At 68.2% G+C, this 20,569-nt stretch carries 17 protein-coding genes; 9 read left to right on the plus strand and 8 right to left on the minus strand.

The annotated features are described in order from the left end of the window. Positions 1 to 8 precede the first annotated feature (8 nt). Positions 9 to 872: an SDR family oxidoreductase gene (locus NM2_RS03865; protein WP_067664070.1), complete on the minus strand. Its 864-nt coding sequence runs from the start codon at positions 870 to 872 to the stop codon at positions 9 to 11. A gap of 244 nt (positions 873 to 1,116) precedes the next feature. Between NM2_RS03865 and NM2_RS03870 the strand changes: the two genes are divergently transcribed. From NM2_RS03870 to NM2_RS03905, 8 genes are all read left to right on the plus strand, one after another. Beyond that, on the plus strand, positions 1,117 to 2,058 hold the full coding sequence (locus tag NM2_RS03870; RefSeq protein WP_067664073.1) for an amino acid ABC transporter permease: 942 nt from the start codon (positions 1,117 to 1,119) through the stop codon (positions 2,056 to 2,058). Further along, complete coding sequence (locus NM2_RS03875; RefSeq protein ID WP_067664076.1) at positions 2,055 to 2,831, plus strand: amino acid ABC transporter ATP-binding protein; 777 nt, start codon at positions 2,055 to 2,057, stop codon at positions 2,829 to 2,831. The genes NM2_RS03870 and NM2_RS03875 overlap by 4 nt, the downstream gene beginning before the upstream one ends. Before the next feature lie 33 nt (positions 2,832 to 2,864). After that, complete coding sequence (locus NM2_RS03880; protein ID WP_067664079.1) at positions 2,865 to 3,938, plus strand: LLM class flavin-dependent oxidoreductase; 1,074 nt, start codon at positions 2,865 to 2,867, stop codon at positions 3,936 to 3,938. 43 nt (positions 3,939 to 3,981) lie between these two features. Further along, the gene (locus NM2_RS03885; protein WP_067664082.1) at positions 3,982 to 4,998 is read left to right on the plus strand and encodes an ABC transporter permease; all 1,017 of its coding nucleotides are present in this window, start codon (positions 3,982 to 3,984) and stop codon (positions 4,996 to 4,998) included. Between the two features lie 202 nt (positions 4,999 to 5,200). Then, complete coding sequence (locus NM2_RS03890) at positions 5,201 to 6,106, plus strand: ABC transporter permease (RefSeq protein WP_067664193.1); 906 nt, start codon at positions 5,201 to 5,203, stop codon at positions 6,104 to 6,106. Continuing rightward, positions 6,106 to 7,746: a dipeptide ABC transporter ATP-binding protein gene (locus NM2_RS03895; protein ID WP_067664085.1), complete on the plus strand. Its 1,641-nt coding sequence runs from the start codon at positions 6,106 to 6,108 to the stop codon at positions 7,744 to 7,746. The genes NM2_RS03890 and NM2_RS03895 overlap by 1 nt, the downstream gene beginning before the upstream one ends. Beyond that, the gene (locus NM2_RS03900; protein ID WP_067664088.1) at positions 7,743 to 8,549 is read left to right on the plus strand and encodes a DUF1684 domain-containing protein; all 807 of its coding nucleotides are present in this window, start codon (positions 7,743 to 7,745) and stop codon (positions 8,547 to 8,549) included. Before NM2_RS03895 ends, NM2_RS03900 begins: the two co-directional genes overlap by 4 nt. Then, on the plus strand, positions 8,546 to 9,694 hold the full coding sequence (locus NM2_RS03905) for an LLM class flavin-dependent oxidoreductase (protein ID WP_067664099.1): 1,149 nt from the start codon (positions 8,546 to 8,548) through the stop codon (positions 9,692 to 9,694). Before NM2_RS03900 ends, NM2_RS03905 begins: the two co-directional genes overlap by 4 nt. A 264-nt stretch (positions 9,695 to 9,958) precedes the next feature. On the opposite strand, the gene NM2_RS03910 is transcribed toward NM2_RS03905, so the two are convergent. From NM2_RS03910 to NM2_RS03940, 7 genes are all read right to left on the minus strand, one after another. Then, complete coding sequence (locus tag NM2_RS03910) at positions 9,959 to 11,182, minus strand: arylsulfotransferase family protein (RefSeq protein WP_067664102.1); 1,224 nt, start codon at positions 11,180 to 11,182, stop codon at positions 9,959 to 9,961. 538 nt (positions 11,183 to 11,720) lie between these two features. After that, on the minus strand, positions 11,721 to 14,414 hold the full coding sequence (locus NM2_RS03915) for a fumarate reductase/succinate dehydrogenase flavoprotein subunit (RefSeq protein WP_067664105.1): 2,694 nt from the start codon (positions 14,412 to 14,414) through the stop codon (positions 11,721 to 11,723). A 24-nt stretch (positions 14,415 to 14,438) separates the two neighbouring features. Beyond that, positions 14,439 to 15,185 (minus strand): ABC transporter ATP-binding protein, encoded by a 747-nt coding sequence (locus NM2_RS03920; protein WP_084530450.1) that lies wholly within the window; start codon positions 15,183 to 15,185, stop codon positions 14,439 to 14,441. Positions 15,186 to 15,205: 20 nt separating this feature from the next. Beyond that, positions 15,206 to 16,108, minus strand: a complete 903-nt coding sequence (locus NM2_RS03925) for an ABC transporter permease (protein WP_084530451.1) — start codon at positions 16,106 to 16,108, stop codon at positions 15,206 to 15,208. A 240-nt stretch (positions 16,109 to 16,348) separates the two neighbouring features. After that, complete coding sequence (locus tag NM2_RS03930; RefSeq protein WP_067664111.1) at positions 16,349 to 17,776, minus strand: ABC transporter substrate-binding protein; 1,428 nt, start codon at positions 17,774 to 17,776, stop codon at positions 16,349 to 16,351. A gap of 48 nt (positions 17,777 to 17,824) precedes the next feature. Further along, positions 17,825 to 18,052, minus strand: coding sequence for a 4Fe-4S dicluster domain-containing protein (locus NM2_RS03935; protein WP_040817529.1), 228 nt, complete (start codon positions 18,050 to 18,052; stop codon positions 17,825 to 17,827). Continuing rightward, a complete protein-coding gene (locus NM2_RS03940) occupies positions 18,053 to 18,820 on the minus strand; it encodes a GntR family transcriptional regulator (protein ID WP_067664114.1) in 768 nt (255 codons plus the stop codon). Positions 18,821 to 19,304: 484 nt separating this feature from the next. Between NM2_RS03940 and NM2_RS03945 the strand changes: the two genes are divergently transcribed. Next, on the plus strand, positions 19,305 to 20,564 hold the full coding sequence (locus NM2_RS03945; protein ID WP_067664116.1) for an ROK family protein: 1,260 nt from the start codon (positions 19,305 to 19,307) through the stop codon (positions 20,562 to 20,564). The last annotated feature ends 5 nt before the right edge of the window (positions 20,565 to 20,569 follow it).

A 20,569-nucleotide genomic window follows, 5' to 3' on the forward strand; every position in this document is an offset into this window, starting at 1 on the left:
TGAATCGTTCAGCGCGACACCGTATTTCGCTGCTGCGCGTCGAGCAGGCGGCTGAACTGCCGGTTGGCCAGCCGCATGACGATCTCGTACGGCAGGGCGAATTTGCGGGCGAACCAGTAGCCGATCCGGATATCGGCCGAGGTGTACACCAGATAGCGATTGTGCTCGACGCCGGACAGGATTCGCTCGGCCACCTGTTCCGGGGTCGCGGCGTGGCCCTCGAACAGGCCGGTCAGCCGCTTGACCCGCGGGTCGTCGCGGTCGACGCCGGCCACCCGCACCGTGCCCACCAGTGGTGTGCGCACCGCGCCCGGGACGACCAGGCTCACCCCGATGTGATGCCGCTCCAGATCGAATCGCAGCACGTCGGAGATGCCGCGTAGGCCGAATTTGCTGGCGCTGTACGCCGCGTGCCAGGGCAGGGCGAGCAGTCCGGCGGCCGAGGAGACGTTGACCAGATGTCCGCCGAGCCCGGCGCGCACCATCGGCGGCAGGAAGCTCTCGATGACATGGATCGGGCCCATCAGATTGACCTCGATCACCGATTTCCAGTCCTGGTGTTCGAGGTTCTCCACGGTGCCCCAGATGGCGATGCCCGCGATGTTCATCACGACGTCCAGGCTCGGATACCGTCCGTGGATCCGCTCTGCCCACGCCCGAACGGCCTCGTAGTCGGAGATGTCCAGGGCCTGCGCGTCGAGGACCTCGCCGCCCGTGGCGCGGATTCGCGCGACCGTTTCGTTCAGCCCGTCCTCGGAGATGTCGGTGAGGAACAGGCGCATACCCCGGCGCGCCGCGGCGACGGCGGTCGCGCGCCCGATGCCGCTGGCCGCGCCGGTGATCAGGCACAGGCGGCCGTTCAGGTCTTTCATCGACGACTCCTCCGGGTTTTGTGAAAACAGGATGGTTCCGAACGTGGCGAGAGGCAGGTCAGCGTATTGCGAACAACAGTGTACATAGAAATACCGCACCCGGGCTCACCCGTGGAACCGCAGGCCAACAGTTCAATTCACGCTGAGCAGGAGTACCGACAGCCGCACACGGGTGTTCTAGCGTCAGGGAAGCGGCATCGCCGCGCCGGGTGCGAGCGCTACCGCGGGATCGCTGGAGGAGTTCATGAGCACAGTGACCGCTGTCGACAGTCCGCCGGTACCGGAGGCCGATGAGGGGGCCCTGCCGGTCGCGCGCACCTGGCACCCGTGGCGCTGGCTGGCCGCGGTGCTCGCCCTGGTCGTGGTGGCGCAATTCGCGCACGGCCTGGTCACCAATCCGGGGTGGGACTGGCCGACGTTCGCACGGTATTTCACCGCGACCTCGGTCCTGTCCGCGATGCGGGTGACCCTGGAGCTGACCTTCTGGGGAACGCTGTTCGGATTCCTGCTCGGCGTCTGGATCGCGGTCGCGCGGCTGTCGAAAATCGCTGTGCTGCAAGTGATCGCGTGGGCCTACGTGTGGGCGTTCCGGTCGATTCCGCTCATCGTGCAATTGCTGTTCTGGTTCAACATCGCCTACCTCTACAAGCGGATGTCGGTCGGAATCCCGTTCGGCCCGGCCTTTTTCACCTTCGATGTGAACGGCGTGATCAGCGGGTTCACCGCGGCGGTGATCGGATTGGCGCTGCACCAGGGAGCTTATTCGGCCGAGATCATCCGCGCCGGAGTCATTTCGGTGGATCCGGGGCAGCTGGAGGCGGCGAAATCGCTCGGACTGCCCTGGCGGCGGCAGTTCTTCACCATCGTCGCGCCACAGGCGATGCGGGGCATCCTGCCCAACGCCGCGAACGAGGTGATCAGCCTGTTCAAGGGCACCTCGATCGTCTCGGTGATGGCCATCGCGGAGCTGTTCTACCAGGTCCAGGTGATCTACGGCCGCAACGGCCGGGTGGTGCCGCTGCTCATGGTGGCCACGGTCTGGTACATCGTGCTCACCAGCGTGCTGAGCGTCGTGCAGTACTACATCGAACGGCATTTCGCGAAGGGAAGTCAACGGGATCTGCCGCCGACGCCGTGGCAGCGGGTTCGCGCGAAGGTCACCGAGATCACGGGGGAGCGGCGGTGAGTGCGCAGGCGAGCGATTACGCGGTGGAATTGCGCGGCGTCCGTAAGCATTTCGGTGCGCACGAGGTGTTGCGCGGGGTCGATCTCGCGGTGCGGCCCGGCGAGGTGACGGTGATCCTGGGGCCCTCGGGCTCGGGGAAATCGACTCTGCTGCGCACCATCAACCATCTGGAGAAGGTCGACGCCGGGACGGTGCGGGTCAGCGGCGAGTTGGTCGGATACCGCCGCAAGGGTGCGGTGCTGCGCGAGCTGAGTGAACGCGAGATCCTGCGGCAGCGTTCGCGGATCGGCTTCGTGTTCCAGAACTTCAACCTGTTCCCGCATCTGACGGTGCTGGAAAACGTTGCGCTGGCGCCGGTTTCCGCGCAGCGCAGGTCGCGTGCGCAGGCGCGGACCGAGGCGGCCGAGCTGCTCGAGCGGGTCGGGCTGGCGGACAAGGCGCAGGAGTATCCGCGCCGGTTGTCCGGCGGGCAGCAGCAGCGGGTGGCGATCGCGCGGGCGCTGGCGCTGCGTCCGCGGGTCGTGCTGTTCGACGAACCCACCTCGGCGCTGGATCCGGAGCTGGTCGGCGAGGTGCTGGACGTGATCCGCGGCCTGGCCCGCGACGGCTCGACGCTGGTGATCGTCACGCACGAGATCGGGTTCGCCCGCGAGGTGGCCGACACCGTGGTGCTGATGGACGACGGCCGGATCGTCGAGCAGGGCCCGCCCGCGCAGGTGCTGGATCAGCCCACGCATCCCCGCACGAAAGCCTTTCTCGCCCATGTCCTGTGACCCGATCGGCCGATTCGCGGAGGTTCGCCACGCATGAAGTTCCTGCTGCTGACCCTCATCACCCATCAACCCGATCCGGTGACCGGCGCGACCGAGACGCCGGCCCAACGCCTGCGCAGGGCGGTCGAGAGTGCGCTACTGGCCGAGGAACTCGGTTACGACGGCTTCGCGGTCGGTGAGCGGCACGAGGATCCGTTCATCTCGGCCGCGCCGCCGGTGGTGCTGAGCCATATCGCCGCGGTGACCTCGCGCATCGCGCTGTTCACCGGTGTCACGACATTGAGCCTGCTGGATCCGGTGCGGGCCTTCGAGGACTATTCGACGCTGGACAACCTCTCGGGCGGGCGGCTCGAGCTCATCATCGGCAAGGGGAACGGCGCGGCACAGGCGAAACTGTTCCACGTCACGGCGCAGGATCAGTGGGCACGCAATCGTGAGGGTTACGAGCTGTTCCGCCGGTTGTGGGACAGCGACAACGTCACCTGGGCGGGCCGATTCCGTCCGTCGCTGACCGAGGCCAAGGCATTGCCCCGGCCGTTGCAGTCGCGGCTGCGAATCTGGCACGGCAGCGCCACCAGTCGCGAATCGGTGGAACTCGCCGCACTGCACGGTGATCCACTGTTCTCGGCCAACGTCACCAATCCCATCGAGCCGTATGCCGAACTGATCGCGTACTACCGGCAGCGGTGGGCCGCGCACGGCCACGATCCGGCTCTGGCCCTGGTCGGCGCGGGGACCGCCGGGCTCTATGTCACCCACGATTCACAGGACGCGCTGCGGACGTACCGGCCGATCTTCGCCGCGCGGCAGGCGATCGCCCGCGCACACGGGCTCCCGATCGTCTTCGACACCGTCGAGGATTTCATCGAGCGCAGCTCCGCACTGATCGGCAGCCCCCAGCAGGTGGCGGAGAAGGTCCTGCGCTACCACGATCGATTCGGCCACGAGGCCATCCACCTCAGCGCCGACAGCGACGGCCTCACCCCCGCACAGCATCGCGCCAGCCTCGAACTCTTTCAGGCCGAGGTCGCCCCCGTTCTACGCGAGCGAATCCCGAGCCGCCCCTTGGGCGCACAGCGGTATCTCACCGAGGAGGTCGTTCAGTGAGTCCCGAGCGGCTCGTAATCCCATTGGACGGTAGGCGAATTCGATGATCAGGTATGCCGGTGCGCGGGTTTTGCAGGCGGTCGGTGTGTTGTGGGCCGCGTTCACGGTCACCTTCGGTGTGCTGTATCTGCTGCCCGCTGATCCGGTTCAGTTGGCGGTCGGGGCGAATCCGGGGGTGGCGGTGGATCCGGCGGCCGTGGCCGAGTTGCGGGCGCGCTACGGGCTGGACAAGCCGGTGTGGCAACAGTATTGGACTGCGCTCGAGCATGCCCTGCGGGGCGATCTCGGCCATTCGCTGAGCACCGGGCAGAGCGTCACCGGCGCGCTCGGCGAGGCGCTGCCCTCGACGCTCGCGCTGGCGGCGCTGGCACTGGTCCTGGCGCTGGTGTTCGGCACCGCGCTCGCGCTGGCCGCGGCCTACACCGAACAACGTTGGCTGCGTGGGCTGTTGACCTCGCTGCCGCCGATCGGCGCGTCCGCGCCGACGTTCTGGGTGGGATTACTTCTGCTGCAACTGTTCTCGTTCCGGATGAGGCTGGTCCCAGCGTTCGGCGGCACCGGATTCGCGGGGACCGTGCTGCCCGCTGTGACGTTGGCGATTCCGGTCGGCGCGGTCATCGCGCAGGTCCTGTACACCGGTCTGGCCGGGGTGTGGCGGCAGGCTTTCGTCGAGGTGGCGTTCGCCAAGGGGGCCTCGCGCTGGTGGGTGCAGATACATCATGTGCTGCGCCCCGCGCTGGCCCCGGCCCTGGCCGTAGCCGGGGTGTGGGTCGGGACCGTGCTGGCCGGATCGGTGGTGGTGGAGACGGTGTTCTCGCGCGCGGGGATCGGCCGGTTGACCCAGACCGCGGTACTCGCCGAGGACATTCCGGTCGTGCAGGGCGTGGTCATGCTGACCGCGCTGGCCTTCGCGGTCGTGAATCTCGCGGTCGACCTTGTTCAACCGATCCTGGATCCCCGGGTGCGGCAGGAGGTTCGGCGTGGTCGCGGCCGTCCGGACGAGGCGTCGGCAGCGCAGATCAGCGGTTCCGGAATCGAACGCCAGGGAGTGCCCGGATGAGGAGGTTCGCGGACGAGTCGGTGACCGAGCGTGCTTCGCCTGTGCCGAAACCGGTTGCCGCTGGGTGCGGGCATGAACGAGGGCGAGTCACCGACGCGGCTCGTGCGGGGGACACCGGGCGGCAGAGCGGCCGGGTGCGAGCGAATGGTCGCAGCCGAGAGCTGTCGCACATGTCGGGCCGAAGCTTTGGTGAGGTGTGAATATGATCGAAATCCTCAGTAGCGCCGGGAGTTTGCGAACGTCCGGCGCGGATTCGAGAGCGGATGCGGCGCGGCGGTTCGCGCCGCGTGCGCGCACCCTGCTCCGTTCCGGCCGATCCACGGTGCTGCCGTCCATCGTGCTGCTGCTGGTATTCGGCTGGGCGGTGTGGCCCTCGCTGTTCGCCGGGGGCGACCCGCTGCACGGCGTCCCGGCGGAGAAATTGCGCGGGCCGAGTGCGCGACATTGGTTCGGCACCGACAATCTGGGACGCGACCTCTATACGCGCGTCGTGCACGCCACCGAATTATCCGTGACCGCAACGGTGTTCGCGGTACTGATCGGCCTGGTCGCGGGTGCGCTGCTCGGCCTGCTCGCCGGGGCGATCGGGGGCACGGTCGACTCCGCGATCATGCGGGCAGTCGATGTGCTGCTGTCGATTCCGGAGCTGTTGAGCGCGCTGGTGCTGGTCACCGCCCTGGGCTTCGGAACACGCAACGTCGCGATCGCGGTCGGCGTCGCGCTGGTCCCGACCTTCGCCCGGGTGATGCGGGCCGAGGTGGTCCGGGTGCGGCGCGCGCCGTATGTCGAGGCGGCCTTCGCCGCGGGTGTGCGCTGGCCCGGTGTGCTGGTGCGCCATGTGCTGCGCAATGCGTATGCGCCGGTCGCCGCCCTGGTGGCGGTGGAATTCGGGGTCGCCGTGCTGGCCGTGTCCTCGCTGAGCTTCCTCGGTTACGGTGCCCGGCCGCCGACTCCGGAATGGGGATCGCTGATCGCCGACGGCCGGGACTACCTGGCCACCGCGTGGTGGATGACCACGCTTCCCGGATTGGTCATCGTCGCGGTCGTGCTGTCCGCTCAGCGGATCGGCAGCAGGATGGCCGAATCCACGCGAAGGACGGCAGGGTGATGACGGACGAATCGCTGCTGTGTGTCGAGGATCTGCGGGTGGAGTATCCCGGCGGTGGCGGCCCGGTCCTCGCCGTCGCGGGCGCCTCGCTGACGGTCTCGCAGGGGGAGACCGTCGCTCTGGTCGGCGAATCCGGTTCGGGCAAGTCGACTCTCGCGCATGCGGTGATCGGATTGCTCGGCGGCGGCACGGTGACGGGCGGGCGGATCACCTTCGCGGGCGAGCGGATCGACGACGCCTCCCCGCGATATCTGCGCGCGATCCGCGGCGCGCGGATCGGCCTGGTGCCACAGGATCCCGGGGTCTCGCTGAATCCGGTGCTGCGGATCGGCGATCAGGTGGCCGAGGCGCTGCGCATCCACGGCCGCGCGACCCGCCGGACCGCGCGGGTGCGGGCGGTGGAGATTCTCGCCGCCGCCGGACTGGACCGGCCGGAACTGCGTGCGCGCCAATATCCGCAGGACCTTTCGGGCGGGCAGCGCCAGCGGGTGCTGATCGGCATCGCGCTGGCCTGCGGCCCGGAGTTGGTGATCGCCGACGAGCCGACCAGTGCGCTGGACGTCACGGTGCAGCGCCGCATCCTGGACCATCTGGCCGCCCGCACCGCCGAATCCGGCACCGCGGTCCTGCTGATCACCCACGATCTGGGCGTCGCGGCCGATCGCGCGGACCGCATCGTCGTCATGCGGCGCGGTGAGATCGTCGAATCGGGAAGTACCGCAGCGGTTCTCGGCAACCCGCAGCACGAATACACACGGCGGCTGCTGGATTCGGTTCCGACATTGGACGCGCCGACGCGGTCGATCCGCCCCTCGGCGGCTACGCCGCTGCTGTCGGCCACCGGACTTCGCCGCACCTTCCGGACCGGCTCGCGCGGCAGGCTCACCGCCGTCGACGACGTCACGCTGCACATCGATCGCGGCGAAACCTTGGCGCTGGTAGGCGAATCCGGCTCCGGCAAGAGCACCACGGCGCGCATCCTGACACTGCTCGAACGACCCGATTCCGGCACGATCACCTTCGACGGCCAGGACATCGGCGGACTGCGTGGTGCGCGGCTGCGCGAGTTTCGGCGGCGAGTCCAGGTCGTCTACCAGAATCCGTACGCGTCGCTGAACCCCAAGCTGACGATCGGGCAGAGTATCGCGGAACCGTTGCGGGCCTTCGGTATCGGTGATCGGCGCTCGCGCCGCGAGCAGATCGGCGAACTGCTCGAGCAGGTGGCCCTGCCGCCCGATCACCGGGATCGGCTGCCCGCCGAACTCTCCGGCGGGCAGCGTCAGCGGGTGGCGATCGCGCGGGCGCTGGCCCTGCGTCCGGACCTGGTGGTGCTCGACGAACCGGTCTCCGCGCTGGACGTCTCGGTCCAGGCGCAGATCCTCGAACTGCTCGAGCGCCTGCAACGCGAGCTGTCGCTGAGCTATCTGTTCATCTCCCACGACCTTGCCGTGGTGCGTCGGGTCGGCGACCGCGTCGCGGTGATGCGGTCCGGCCGCATCCTCGAAACCGCCCGTACCGCAGCACTGTTCGATCAACCCGCGCACGAATACACCCGCGAGCTGCTCTCGGCCGTCCCGGGCGGACGGGGTTCGTCCGAGGAGCTCACCCATCCCCGCAGTGAAGGAGTACCTGTGTCATGACCACGGCGATCACCGAATTCGAACAGCACTGGCGTGCTTGGCATGCCGAACGCGAGGAGTGGGCCCGGCAGCCGCTGGGCTGGCTGAGCCTGACCGGATTGTACTGGCTGAGCGAGACCGAGGAGACGGTCGACACGCTGCCGGGCCGCTGGCACGTCGATGGCGAAAACGTCGTGGTGACAACCGATTCCACCGACGGATACATCCTGGAAGGGATCGCGCTCACCGGCCGCGTGACGCTGACCCCGGGGGAGGGTGCGCCCGGTATCGAGGTGCGCGTCGGCGATCGCGTCGTCGAGGTGATCCGCCGTACCGGGCAATTCGCCCTGCGCATTCACGATCCCGCCGCGCCCGGTCTTGCCGCGTTCACCGAAATCCCGGCCTTCCCACCGGATTCGAGCTGGGTGGCGACCGGCGAATTCACCCCCTATGATTCGGCCCGCACCGTCACCACCGGCGCGGTGGTCGAAGGTCTGGAACACCATCATCCGGCGGCGGGCACCGTGCGCTTCGCACTCGGCGGGGACGAGCACACGGTCATCGCCTTCGGCGATCCGAAAGCCGGTCTGCGCCTGCTGTTCACCGATCGCACCAGCGGAGTGAGCACCTATCCCGCAGCGCGGATACTGACGATCGGCACGCCCGACGCCGACGGTGCGGTCCGGCTGGACTTCAATCGCGCGCAGAATCTGCCGTGCGCCTTCACCGATTACGCGACCTGCCCGATCGCGCCGCCGGAGAACCGGCTCGGCGTCGCCGTCGAAGCGGGCGAGCGCGATCCGCGGCGGGAGGTGCGGTCGTGACCGTGTCGGGCGGGCGTGTCCCGCTGTCGGTCCTGGACCTGTCGCCGGTCAGCGCGGGATCCACTCCGCGCCAAGCGATCCGGAACACCATCGAGCTCGCGCAGCGGGCCGAGAGCTGGGGGTATCGGCGGTTCTGGGTGGCCGAACATCATTTCGTCCGGGTGGCGAGTTCCTCGCCGGTGACGTTGATCGGGCTGATCGCGGCGGCCACCGAGACGATCCGGGTGGGTTCGGCGGCGGTGCAGCTGGGGCATCACACCTCGGCCTCGGTGGTCGAGGCGTTCGGGACGATCGATGCGCTGTATCCGGGACGCCTGGATCTCGGGCTCGGGCGGTCCGGACATCGGGCCGACCAGATTCGTTCGGCCGGTGTGCCGCCGGTGCCGTCGCAGGAGCGGCCCATCGAGGTGCGCGACGGCGTGGTGATTCCGCCGCCGTTCAGCCCGGGGCAGCTGTTGAACACGACCCGGTTGTCGGCGGGATTGCAGGTGTTGACGTTGCCCGGGTCGCGACCGCTGGACTACGCCGAGCAGGTGGGGCAGATCCGCGATTTCCTGGACGGGAGCTATCGATCCGCGGAAGACGTCGCGCTGCACGCGGTTCCGGGCGAGGGCGCGGACATCGAACTGTGGCTGTTCGGCAGCAGCGGCGGTGACAGCGCGAAACTGGCCGGGCGGCTCGGATTGCCCTTCGCGGCGAACTACCACGTCTCGCCCGGGACTATTCTGGAAACCGTTGCGGCATATCGCGACTCGTTCCGGCCGTCGGCGCGCTACCCGAGGCCGTATCTCGTGGTCTCCGCGGACGTCGTCGTCGCGCCCGACCACGCGACCGCCGAACATCTCGCCTCGACCTACGGGCACTGGGTCTACAGCATCCGCAGCGGGGCGGGCGCGGCCGACTACCAGGATCCCGACACCGCGGAACCCCTGTCCCAGCAGCAGCAACGTCTGGTGCGCGACCGAACCACCACCCAATTCGTCGGCACCCCCGCCGAAGTGACCGCCCGCCTGAGCGCGCTACAGCAGTTGACCGGCGCGGACGAACTCGTGATCACCAGCGTCACCCACCGCCACGAGGACCGTCTCGCTTCGCACCGCCTGCTCGCCCAGGAGTGGGGGCTCTCGCACGTGCGCGCGGCCTGACAGCCGGTGCGCGTGCCCTGTGGCCTGACTCGCGCTGAGAGTGTGCGACGCCCCCAACCTGTCCTGGCTCACCGCGCGAGGTCAGATCGGATTCGCCCCGGCGACTCCGGCCGATGACGACCAGGTCCGGTGGATTCGGCGGCACTGCAAGGCATTGCCGCGAAACGGGGAACTTCGGTGCTCGGGTACACCCGTTGACCGGCCCGGCATGCGGCACCGCCCGCCACACACGGTGACGGGCGGTGGAAGTAGCTGCGTAACAGGTTATTTGGACGGAGCCCAGTCTTCGAGGTACGCACGGTACGTGCCCATCGGCAGCGCGACGTCGTAGACCAGTGCGCCGGAGCGGGTGAACTCCGAGATGTGCGGCGCCATGCCCCAGCCCACCAGCGTATTGCCGCCGGGCAGGCCCTGCGCGTTACCCATCGCCGGGGCGACCAGGTTGTTCGGGTGAGTCTGGTTGCGCACCAGCGTCGCTCGGTGCGCGGCGGTGTCCAGGTGGATCCACTGCACACTCGAAAGACCCAGCGTCTGAGTTCCGCTGGAATTGTCGTTGAACAGCCGGACCGTATCGGGCCCGTCGAATTCTGCGTCGTGCTGGAAGGCGAACTGCACGCCGGGGCCCAGCGCGAGGGTGGAATGCTTACCGCCGAGCTGCCAGCGGATCTTGCCGGTGTGGATGTCGACGTCGTACACCGCGGAGGTGTCGCGCATCGAAATCACCAGATTCCCTTGCGGATCCAGGGCGATCGAATTCATGTGGTACGGGTCGTAGACCGTGGAGCCCGGCGAAGAGGTGCTCGCCGTGGTGTCGGTGAGCGGGACGTGCTGGGCCGCACTCCACTGGAACAGCACCTGCTTGGTGGCGACGTCGACCACCGAGGCGATGGTGTCGTACATCTTCCCGTTCTTCGGGCCGCCGATCGCGCTGAGATCCGCGTCGACCTCACGGTACGAGGTGATCAGCGCGCGGCCGTCGGGCGTCAGCCGGAACTCGTGCACATCCGAGCCCGAACCGTTTCCGGCGGTGAGCGTTTCGATGACGCGGCCGTGCTCGTCGGCGATGTAGTCGGTACCCGTGCCGTGCCCGCCGACTGTGCTGCCCTGCCACCAGGTGAGCACCCGCTTGCCCCGATAGGTCTGCGTCCGGAAGTTCGACACGTCCTGACCCTTCGGCGGGGTGTACCGCCAGACCTCGTGTCCGGCCTTGTCCATCACCACATTGCCGGGTGCGGCCTGCGGCACGTTCGACAGCGCCTGCCCCAGCCCCGGCACCAGCGCCGCCGCGCTGACCCCGCTGGTGTAGTAGATGTACCCGGGACTCGCGCCGGGCTTGTTCACATCGACCGTGTAGGTCAGTGCACCCACCGGCACACTGGGTAACGGCGCGGCGGTGGCCGACGGAGCGAGTGCGGAGGTCCCCAGCCCGACGGCGGCCACGGCCAGGGCGGCGGCGCCGCGACGGATACGGTTGGAATTCCGGATCATATGATTCCTAGCGAGGCTAATGAATGGGTGCGCGCGGGAGCGTACCGCCTATTTCTGTGGGCTCTCTGTGGTGCGTAGCTTATTTCGCGCCTGGATCGAACCAGGCGCTCGCAGCGAAAAGCAGGCGTAATCCGGAGTGTCGCGGGGGTTTCCGGTCCGCATGCACAATATGCCGACCACCCATCGACGAATGGCATGTCGTACTCCGAGGATGGTGGTCCCACCGCCTCCATACGAGGTTGCCCGCGGGAACGGTGCGCCGTTGCGGGACCTTCGAGTACGAAGAAATCGCTGCACCGCCGACCACCTCGTGACCCTCGACGGTCGGCTTCGAGTACGGAATGCACGGGTGTTTCTCGTAGCCGACAACGGCCGAGTGCGGGGTGTCACGAGTGGATCCGGATGTCGCTGCCGGGCACGGTGCGGTCCGTCCGGTCCCATGGCGCGCGGCGTCCGCACGCCCGTGTGGCCGGTACATCGGCGGTCGAGATGTCCGGCGGGCGGGTCTGTGTGCTGCTGTCGGACGCGGTGCCGACCGTCAGCCAAGTGCGCGGCGGGCGTAGGCGCGGACATCGGCGTCCGAATCGTCGACGGCCTGGTGGAGGGCGTCGCGGGCGGATGGGTTGTCGGGCCAGAGGCCCAGGGTGAGGACCGCGGCCTTGCGGACGTCGGGGTGGGGGTCGGACAGGGCGGTATGCAGTGGGGCGGCGGCGAGTTCGGGGCCCAGGGCGGTCCAGCCGCGGACCGCGCCCTCGCGAATCTGCCAGGCCGAATCGGTGAGGGCCGCGGTGAGGGCGGCGGCGTCGGTGGCGTCGCCGAGCCGGGACAGGGCGGACAGGGCGGCGGCGCGGACGAGCGGATCGCGGTCGCCGGTCAGCTCGCGCACGGTGTCCGCGCCGCCCTGTCCGACGGTGGCCAGGCCCTGGGCGGCGGCGATGCGGACCTCGCGGTTCTCGTCTCGTGCGGCGGTGGTCAGGGCGGTCCAGTCGTCGATCGAGACCAGGGCGCGCACGCCTTCGATCCGCACGCGGTGATCGTCGTCCACGACGGCCTTGCCGAACAGTTCGGACGAACCCGCCCGCAGCGCCCGCAGCAGATCCACCACACCGGCCCGGACGAGCGGATCGGGCGATTCGGCGTGCTCGCTCAACCCTGTTGTGGCAGGCAGGATTTCGACCAACTCCCGAAGTCCCGCCAGGGCGGCGGCACGGACCGCCGCGACCGGATCGGCGAGCGCGGCGATCAGTGCGTCGGCGAAACCGTCCGGCGTGCCCTCGGTCAGGACCGAGACCGCGGTGGCGCGCACCCGCGGATCGCCATCGGCGAGGAAGGAACGCAGTTCGGCGAGCGACGGCGCGTCCAGGCTGAGCAGTCGCGCGATCGCGGGCGCGACCTCGTCGGCGGTATCGGCCACGGTCGCGGTGCGTGCCCGTGCGACGCCCGCTTCCGGCGCGGCCGTGCGGGGCGGTCCGGTTATCAGGCCGGGCTGTGCCACGGGCTCGGTGACATCGGATGCGCTGAATCGCCCGGCGAGTTCGGGCACCGGGACGAAATACGGTGCGACAGGGCGTTTCAGGAATTCCATCGTCCCGTCCGTGCCCTTGCGCAGGTTCAGGTGATAGTGCCACTGCGCGTCGTCGCGCTCGGGCAGATCGGCGCGCTCGTGGTAGAGGCCCCAGCGGGATTCGGTGCGGGTCAGCGAGGAGCGCGCCGCCATCTCGGCGCAGTCGCGGATGAAACTCACCTCCGCGCAACGCATCAGCTCGTGTGGCGTGGTCGCGCCCATCTCGGCGATCTCCCGGCTCATCCGCTCGAACGTTTCGATCGCCAGGGAGAGTTTCGTCGCCGTCTTCGGCGGCGCCACATAGTCGTTGACGAAGCGGCGGAGTTTGTACTCCACCTGCTGCTGCGGCGGGCCGTCCGGATCGCGCAGCGGGCGATACACCAGTTCGTGCGCTTCGGCCAGCTGATCGGTCGGAAGCTCTTGCGGTGCAGCGATATCGACGCGCGTACTCGCGGCATGCTCACCGGCCAGATCGCCGTACACGAACGCGCCGATCATGTAGTTGTGCGGAACGCAGGCCAGATCCCCGGCCGCGTACAGACCGGGCACCGTGGTCCGGGCGTGCTCGTCCACCCAGACGCCCGACGCGGAATGACCACTGCACAAACCGATCTCGGAGATGTGCATCTCGATGTCGTGGGTCCGGTAGTCGTGACCGCGGTTGGCGTGGAAGGTGCCGCGGGTGGGCCGCTCGGTGGTGTGCAGAATCCCTTCCAATGCGGTGAGCGTCTCGTCGGGCAGATGGGAGACCTTCAGATAGATCGGACCGCGGGCGGATTCGATCTCGTGCTTGACCTCGCTCATCATCTGCCCGGACCAGTAGTCCGAATCCACGAACCGCTCGCCGTCGGCATTCACCTGATAGCCGCCGAACGGGTTCGCGACGTACGCGCACGCCGGACCGTTGTAATCCTTGATCAGCGGGTTGATCTGGAAACATTCGATACCCGAGAGCTCCGCACCCGCGTGATACGCCATCGAATACCCGTCACCGGCATTGGTCGGATTCTCGTACGTGCCATACAGATATCCCGAGGCGGGCAGACCCAGCCGTCCGCACGGGCCGGTCGCCAGGATCACCGCCTTCGCGCCGACGGCGACGAATTCCCCGGTGCGCGTGTTCAATGCGGCCGCGCCGACCGCCCGTCCGCCGTCGGTGAGTACCCGCACCGGCATCAGCCGATTCTCGATCCGGATCTTCTCGCGCATCTTCCGTTGCCGCAGAACGCGATACAGCGCCTTCTTGACGTCCTTGCCCTCGGGCATCGGCAGGACGTACGATCCGGACCGGTGCACCCGGCGCACCGCGTATTCGCCGTAGGCGTCCTTCTCGAACTTCACCCCGTATCGCTCGAGCCGCTGCACCATCGCGAAACCGCGAGTGGCGGTCTGATAGATGGTGCGCTGGTTGACGATTCCGTCGTTGGCCCGGGTGATCTCGGCGACGTAGTCCTCCGGTTCGGCCTTACCGGGGACGACGGCATTGTTGACCCCGTCCATCCCCATCGCCAGCGCGCCGGAATGCCGCACGTGCGCCTTCTCCAGCAGCAGCACGTTCGCGCCGTTTTCGGCTGCGGTGAGCGCGGCCATGGTTCCGGCGGTGCCGCCGCCGATCACCAGCACATCGCAGTCGAGCCGGACGGTGTCGGCCAGGTCGGGAATCTTCATCAGCGGTGCTCCAAGCGGCGATGGTCAGCGGTGGGCCGGGGCGAGATCGTCCGAACGATCAAGGGCGGCAAGTATTTCGGTGCGCAGCGGGGTGCGGTCGGCAGCCGGATCGCGGGGTGCGGGAATGTCCAGCAGGGCGCGCACCGGGAGCGCGGCCCGGTCGAGTACGGCGATGCGATCACCCAGCAGCAGCGCCTCGTCCACATCGTGGGTGACGAACACGACGGTGGTCGGATGCGCCCGCCAGGTGTCCACGAGCAGGCGCTGCATGGTGGCGCGGGTGGGCGCGTCCAGGGCGCCGAACGGTTCGTCCATCAGCACCGCGCGCGGCGCACCGGCCAGGCCGCGGGCGAGTTGCACGCGCTGGCGCATACCGCCGGACAGGTCCTTGGGCAGGTATTTCCCGAATCCGGTCAGGCCGACCTCGTCGATCCATCGTTCGGCACGCTCGCGTCGTCCGGCCCGGGGTTCACCGCGCAGCCGCAGGGCCAGTTCGACATTCGAGCGGACCGTTCGCCAGGGCAGTAACGCGTTGTCCTGGAACACCATCGCGCGATCACGGGAGGGGCCGGTGACGGGTTGGCCGTCGGCGAGCACCCGGCCCGAGCGTGCGGGCAGCAGCCCGGCCAGCGCCCGCAGGACGGTCGATTTGCCGCAACCCGACGGCCCGGTCAGTACGAGGATCTCGCCAGGTCGGATATCGAGGGTCAACTCGCTGATCACCGGTGTTCCGGAGTAGCGCAGCTCGACCTTGTCCAGCTGTAGATCCATTGCGGTACCGCGAGATTCGCTCACTTCGTCTCCGCTCCTGCCCGGGGAAGCCATACGGTGGCCCGGCGACCCAGCAACTCCACCGCCGCCGACGTCGCGAAACCCAGTACCCCGATGGTGATGATGCCGACGAACACGCCCGGATAGTCCACGATCGTGTACGCCTGCCAGGTGCGATAACCGACACCCAAACGGCCCGAGATCATTTCGGCCGACACCACGCAGATCCAGGCCACGCCGATGCCCACCGACAGGCCGCCGAACACCCCGGGCAGACTGCCGGGCAATACCACTCGTATCAGCACGTCCCACCGGCTGCCGCCGAGCGTGCGCACCGAATCCTCCCAGATCACCGGCAGTGCCCGCACCGCGTGCCGGGTGCTGACCATGATCGGGAAGTACGCGGCCAGAAAGGTGATGAATACGATTCCGGCCTCGTCGGTGGGGAACAGCAGAATGGCCACCGGCACGATCGCGATCGCCGGAATCGGCCGGGCTAATTCGGTCAGCGGTCCGAAGATGTCGGCGAACAAACGCGAACGTCCCAGGGCCACACCGGATCCCACGCCAGCGATGGCGGCCAGTACGAATCCGCTCAGGATGCGGATCACCGACTGGCCCAGATCCAGCCAATAGGTTCCGGTGCCGAGCTGGTGCCCGAACGCGTGCACGATCTGGGTGACTGTCGGGAGCGTGTCGAAACGCACCCAGAGCCGAATGTGGTTGGCGGTCGACAACTGCCAAGCGACGACGGCCGCGATCACGGATACCAGCCGGATGATGCGGGACCGCCACACCCGGCCGCCTTCGCCCCGATCCGATGCGTCCTCGGCGGATTCATCAGCGACCACCGGGAGCGGCACCGCGTCGATATCGGCGCCACCGTCGTGCGAGTCCAGCCGAGCGGAAGCCGGGGCGTTCATCGATTCGCCTCTACCGCCATGGATGTCGTCCAAACCATGACGCGCCACCTCGCGTGCGTCGCACCGGGCGCTGCGCCCACGTTTCGTCCGTGCATGGCCGCTTCGGTCATCCGATCAACCGGTGTTTTCATCGATTCACCTCGCCTGTGAGCGATTCCGTTTCGAGTGCGGCGTTTCGCTCGACGGCTGTCACGCCCGGTCGCCCGTGCTCGCCGGGCACTGTGCCCGTGATCGGCTCGTTCACGGCTGCACCTCGTCGACCGCCTGGTCGTAGGACAGCTGAACGCTGCCGGGATGCCCGCTCAGATACCGCTGCACCGCCGCAGACGTGGTGAACGGCAGATAGGTCTGTCCGTCGCGCACCCACAGCGCCTTGTCGGCGAACCAGCGCGTGGCCACCTCGGCATCGGGAACGTACGCCGCGCGCACCTTCCGGTCCTGTGCCCGAGCGGCTTTCACCGCGCGCAGCAGACTCGTCGGATCGGCGGCGGGCTGGGTGCTCTCCTGTCCCTCGAGCCAGATCTCCCCGGCGAGAGCGGGATCGGTGACCGGCCGGTTCCGCACTGGATCGGTACCCGTGATCGGCGCGGGATCTGCGAAATTCGCGACCGCCTTGGCGTAGTCGACACCCCGCTCGCCGAACGCCTTTCGCAGCGGGGCGTCGTCGACGAATCCGTTCACGTCCAGATCGGCGAAATCGCCGATCGACTTCAGATACGGGATGTCACCCTTCAGAGCCTGGATGAGCTGCGGTTTCAGTGGCGTGTCGAAGGAGGTTCCGCCGGGGCCGTTGTAGAGGTACACCACCTCCGCCGGCAGCCCGGTATCGTGCGCGACCGATTCGGCGGCCTCGACCGGTTTCGCATGCAGGAAATCGGTCGCGTCCAGCTGGGCCTGCAGGAATGCGTCGAGCACCTCGGGATGTTGTTTCGCGTAATCCCGCCGCGCGACGACTCCGTGGAAGGTCGGCACATTCAATTCCGCGCCGTCGTAGAGCAATTGGGCCTTGTTCTGGAACACCAGCAGTCCCGGCCACGCGACGAACTGCGAAAGTGCCTGCACCTGACCGGAATCCAGCGCCGATGCCCCGATCTGCGGCTGCTGATTGAGGATCTGCACACCCGACTTCGGATCGATCCCGGCCCGGGTGAGTCCCTGACGCAGCGTCCCGTCACCGGCCGAACCGACGCTCGCCGAGACCTTCTTCCCGGCCAGCTCCTTCAGGTCGTGGATCGGCGAAGTAGGCGGCACCACAACCATATTGAGCGAACCCTTGGGCTGATACCCGGTGACCGAGACCAGTTCGGTGCGGGATCGCTCGCTCGCCTGCGTGCGCGAGCCGTTGATCAGCAGCGGATAGTCGCCCATCGAGCCGATATCGATCTTCTCCGCGACCATCTGCGCGGTGATCGGCGCACCGGTGCCGTAATCCTGCCATTCGACCTGGTACTCCGGCCCGCCCGCGGCGGTCAGCTTCGCCAGGCGCTGTTCCAGAAATCCCTTGGCCCGCAACAGTGTTCCCGCAGTCACGGTATTGATGGTCTTGGATTGATAGCCCACCACGACCCGGACGGTATTCCCGGATGTGGCCGACTCGAGTGAGCAGCCCGCGGCGATCAGAGCCATGGCTGATAGACCCGCGACGAGGCGGGCAGGACGGTATTTCATCGGAATCCTCGAAAATGTGATCGCGCGGCGGCGATCTCGGTGCGCGGATCAGCGCAGCAGGAAGGGCATGTTGACGGTGACGGCGCCGGTGGGACAGCGTGCGGCGCACGGGCCGCAGTACCAGCACTCGTCGACGTGCATGTACGCCTTGCCGTTGTCCGGGTTGATCGCCAGTGAATCGAGTGGGCAGATCTCGACACACAGGGTGCATCCCTGAATGCACAGGGATTCGTCGATGGTCACCGGGACGTCTGCACGCTGGTTCACCAGGGCCATTCAGATCAGCCTCCAATCGCTGCTTTCCGCGGGCCGAACGAGGCTGCCGCGCATGGTGATTCGGTCTCCGCGCAGCCGGATGTACTCGAGGTCCACCGGGCGGCCGTCCTCGAGCCGGGTCAGTCGTTCCAGGAGCAGCAGCGCGCCGCCCTCGGGCATCTGCAGGGCGGCCGCGGAATGCGGATCCGCGGTGATCGCCTCGAGCACCAGATCGGCCGAACCCAGTGCGCCGCCGCCGATCTCCTCGATGAGGGCGAACACGTCGTTGGTCTCCAGTTCCCGGGTGATCACCTGGGAACCGATGTCCGGTGCGAGATAGGTCAGATCCAGGCTGAGCGGCAGATCAGCGAGATAACGCAGCCGTTCGATGTACACGGCCTGCTCGCCCGGATTCAGGTCCAAGCGGCACGCGACGGCCGGCGGCGGGGTCACCCAGGTGGCCACCCGCACCTCGTTCCGGACCTCGCCGTGCCCGCGCAGGGTCTCCTTCAGTCCGCGCAGCGCGTCCAGGCCGTGTTCGTACTTGCGCTGGGCGACATGGGTGCCGACCTTCGGCGCGCGTTCGATGAGCCCCTCGTCCTTGAGCAAAGCGAGGGCGTCGCGCACGGTATTGCGCGAGACCGCGAATTCGGCAGCGAGCTCGCCCTCGCTGGGCAGGGTGTGCGCGAAGGTCTCCGCGTGGATCTGCTGACGCAGCACATCGGCCACCTGACGGGCGCGATCGGCGCGGCGGATAGGTGTGCGCGGGGGGGCCGGCTGCGGCGTCATCTCATCCTCCTTCCGCCTGTGACCTGCGGTTTCCGAGAGTAACGGGATCTCGTAGCGGTTCCGGGCCGATGTCCGGGCCGGGGGCGTGCGCCGGTGGGTAATGCGCCGCACACCGATCGCGGCGGCCAGCCGAAACGGGAGTGATTTCGGCCATTGCGCCACCCGGCCGACCGGGCCGGGACATTGGAATCTCGCTGATCGGAATGGATGCAGACCGCCTGGTCTGGCGTCCATCACACATCGGATGATAACGTTCTCAACCATGTCCCCCAGCCGACCGAACCCCGCTCAGGTCACGTACATGACCATTGCGCTCGGTGTGCGGCTGCCGCGGCAGCGGGAGCTGTGTTGCCCTCGGCCGCGCAGCTGAGAACCGCTCCTGCTTGATTCGTGACGGCCTGTCGCGTTTTGTCCGGGCCCCTTCTCACTGCCTTGTTGTCGTTGCCGAACACACCCTTCGCGGGCTTTCAACAAGGATTTCGAAATGACGATCCCCACCATCGAGCGACCGTCGACCACCGCTACCGCGCCTGTCCGGGTCGTATCCGCGCGTCCGGCGGTACCGCCGGAACTGCGCATCTCCGACAACCCCGCCGCCGCCGTGCTGCGTGCCGCGACCCGCGGCCCGATCTTCCGCGATTCCGCGGCGCAGACAACGGGTTCCAGCATCGCGACGGTGAATCGCCAAGTGTCGGCGCTACTTTCGACCGGTCTCCTGCGTGAGCGCGCCGATCTGACCGCGTCGGGGGCGGTCGGACGCCCGCGCATCCCGTTCGAGGTCGATACCGACACGTTCACCACGCTGGGCGTGCACATCGGCGCCACGGTGACCCGGATCATCGCCGCGGACCTGTCCGGCCGGATTCTCGGCGGGCTGGAGATCGCGACGCCGCAGGTCGGTCAGGATGCGGCGCTGACCATCATCGCCCGCAGTGCCAAGGCATTCCTGGATCGGCTGCCGCGCCGTCGTCCGCTGTGGACCGGCGTCGCGCTGGCCGGGCGGGTCGATCCGGCCGCCGGGCTGGTCGATCATCCGCGCCTGGGCTGGCAGGCCGCACCGGTTGCCGCGGTCTTCGCCGCCGTGCTCGACCTGCCGGTTTCGGTGTCCGCGCACGTGGAGGCGATGGCGGCGGCGGAATTGCTGCTCACCCCCGGTGAACAGCAGCGTCCCGGCAGCAGCCTGTACATCTACGCGCGGGAGACCGCCGGTGTCGCGGTCACCCTGCACGATCGCGTGCACACCCCCGCCAACGGTCCGGGTTCGATCGCGCACCTGCCCACCGGCTCCGATATCGAATGCGCCTGCGGACGTCGCGGCTGCTTGGAGGCCACCATCGGCGAGGCCGCGATCCTTGGCCGCGCCGTGCGTGCGGGAATCGTGCCCCGCCGCGAGGCTCCCCGCCGCCCGGTGATCGCCGACCTGTACCGCGCCGCGGATTCCGGATCCGACGCCGCTCGCGACATGCTCGACGAGCGCGCCGAAATCCTCGGCCGCACAGCGGCTCTCATCCGCGACATGTTCAACCCGGACCGAGTGATCCTGGGCGGCCAGGCATTCACCGGCTACCGCCCCGGAATCGAAGGCGTAGCACAGGCATTCGCGAAGAACACCAACCTCCCACCCGCGGACCTGCGGATCAGCCGCTTCGGCGGCCGAGTCCAGGAGCACGCCGCCGCGGTGACGTCGCTGAGCGTTTTCTACGCCGACCCGCTGTCCGCCATGCGCCGCGCCACCCGGGCATAGTTCCG

The organism is Nocardia miyunensis NBRC 108239 (assembly GCF_001613065.1).
Classification (GTDB): domain Bacteria; phylum Actinomycetota; class Actinomycetes; order Mycobacteriales; family Mycobacteriaceae; genus Nocardia; species Nocardia miyunensis.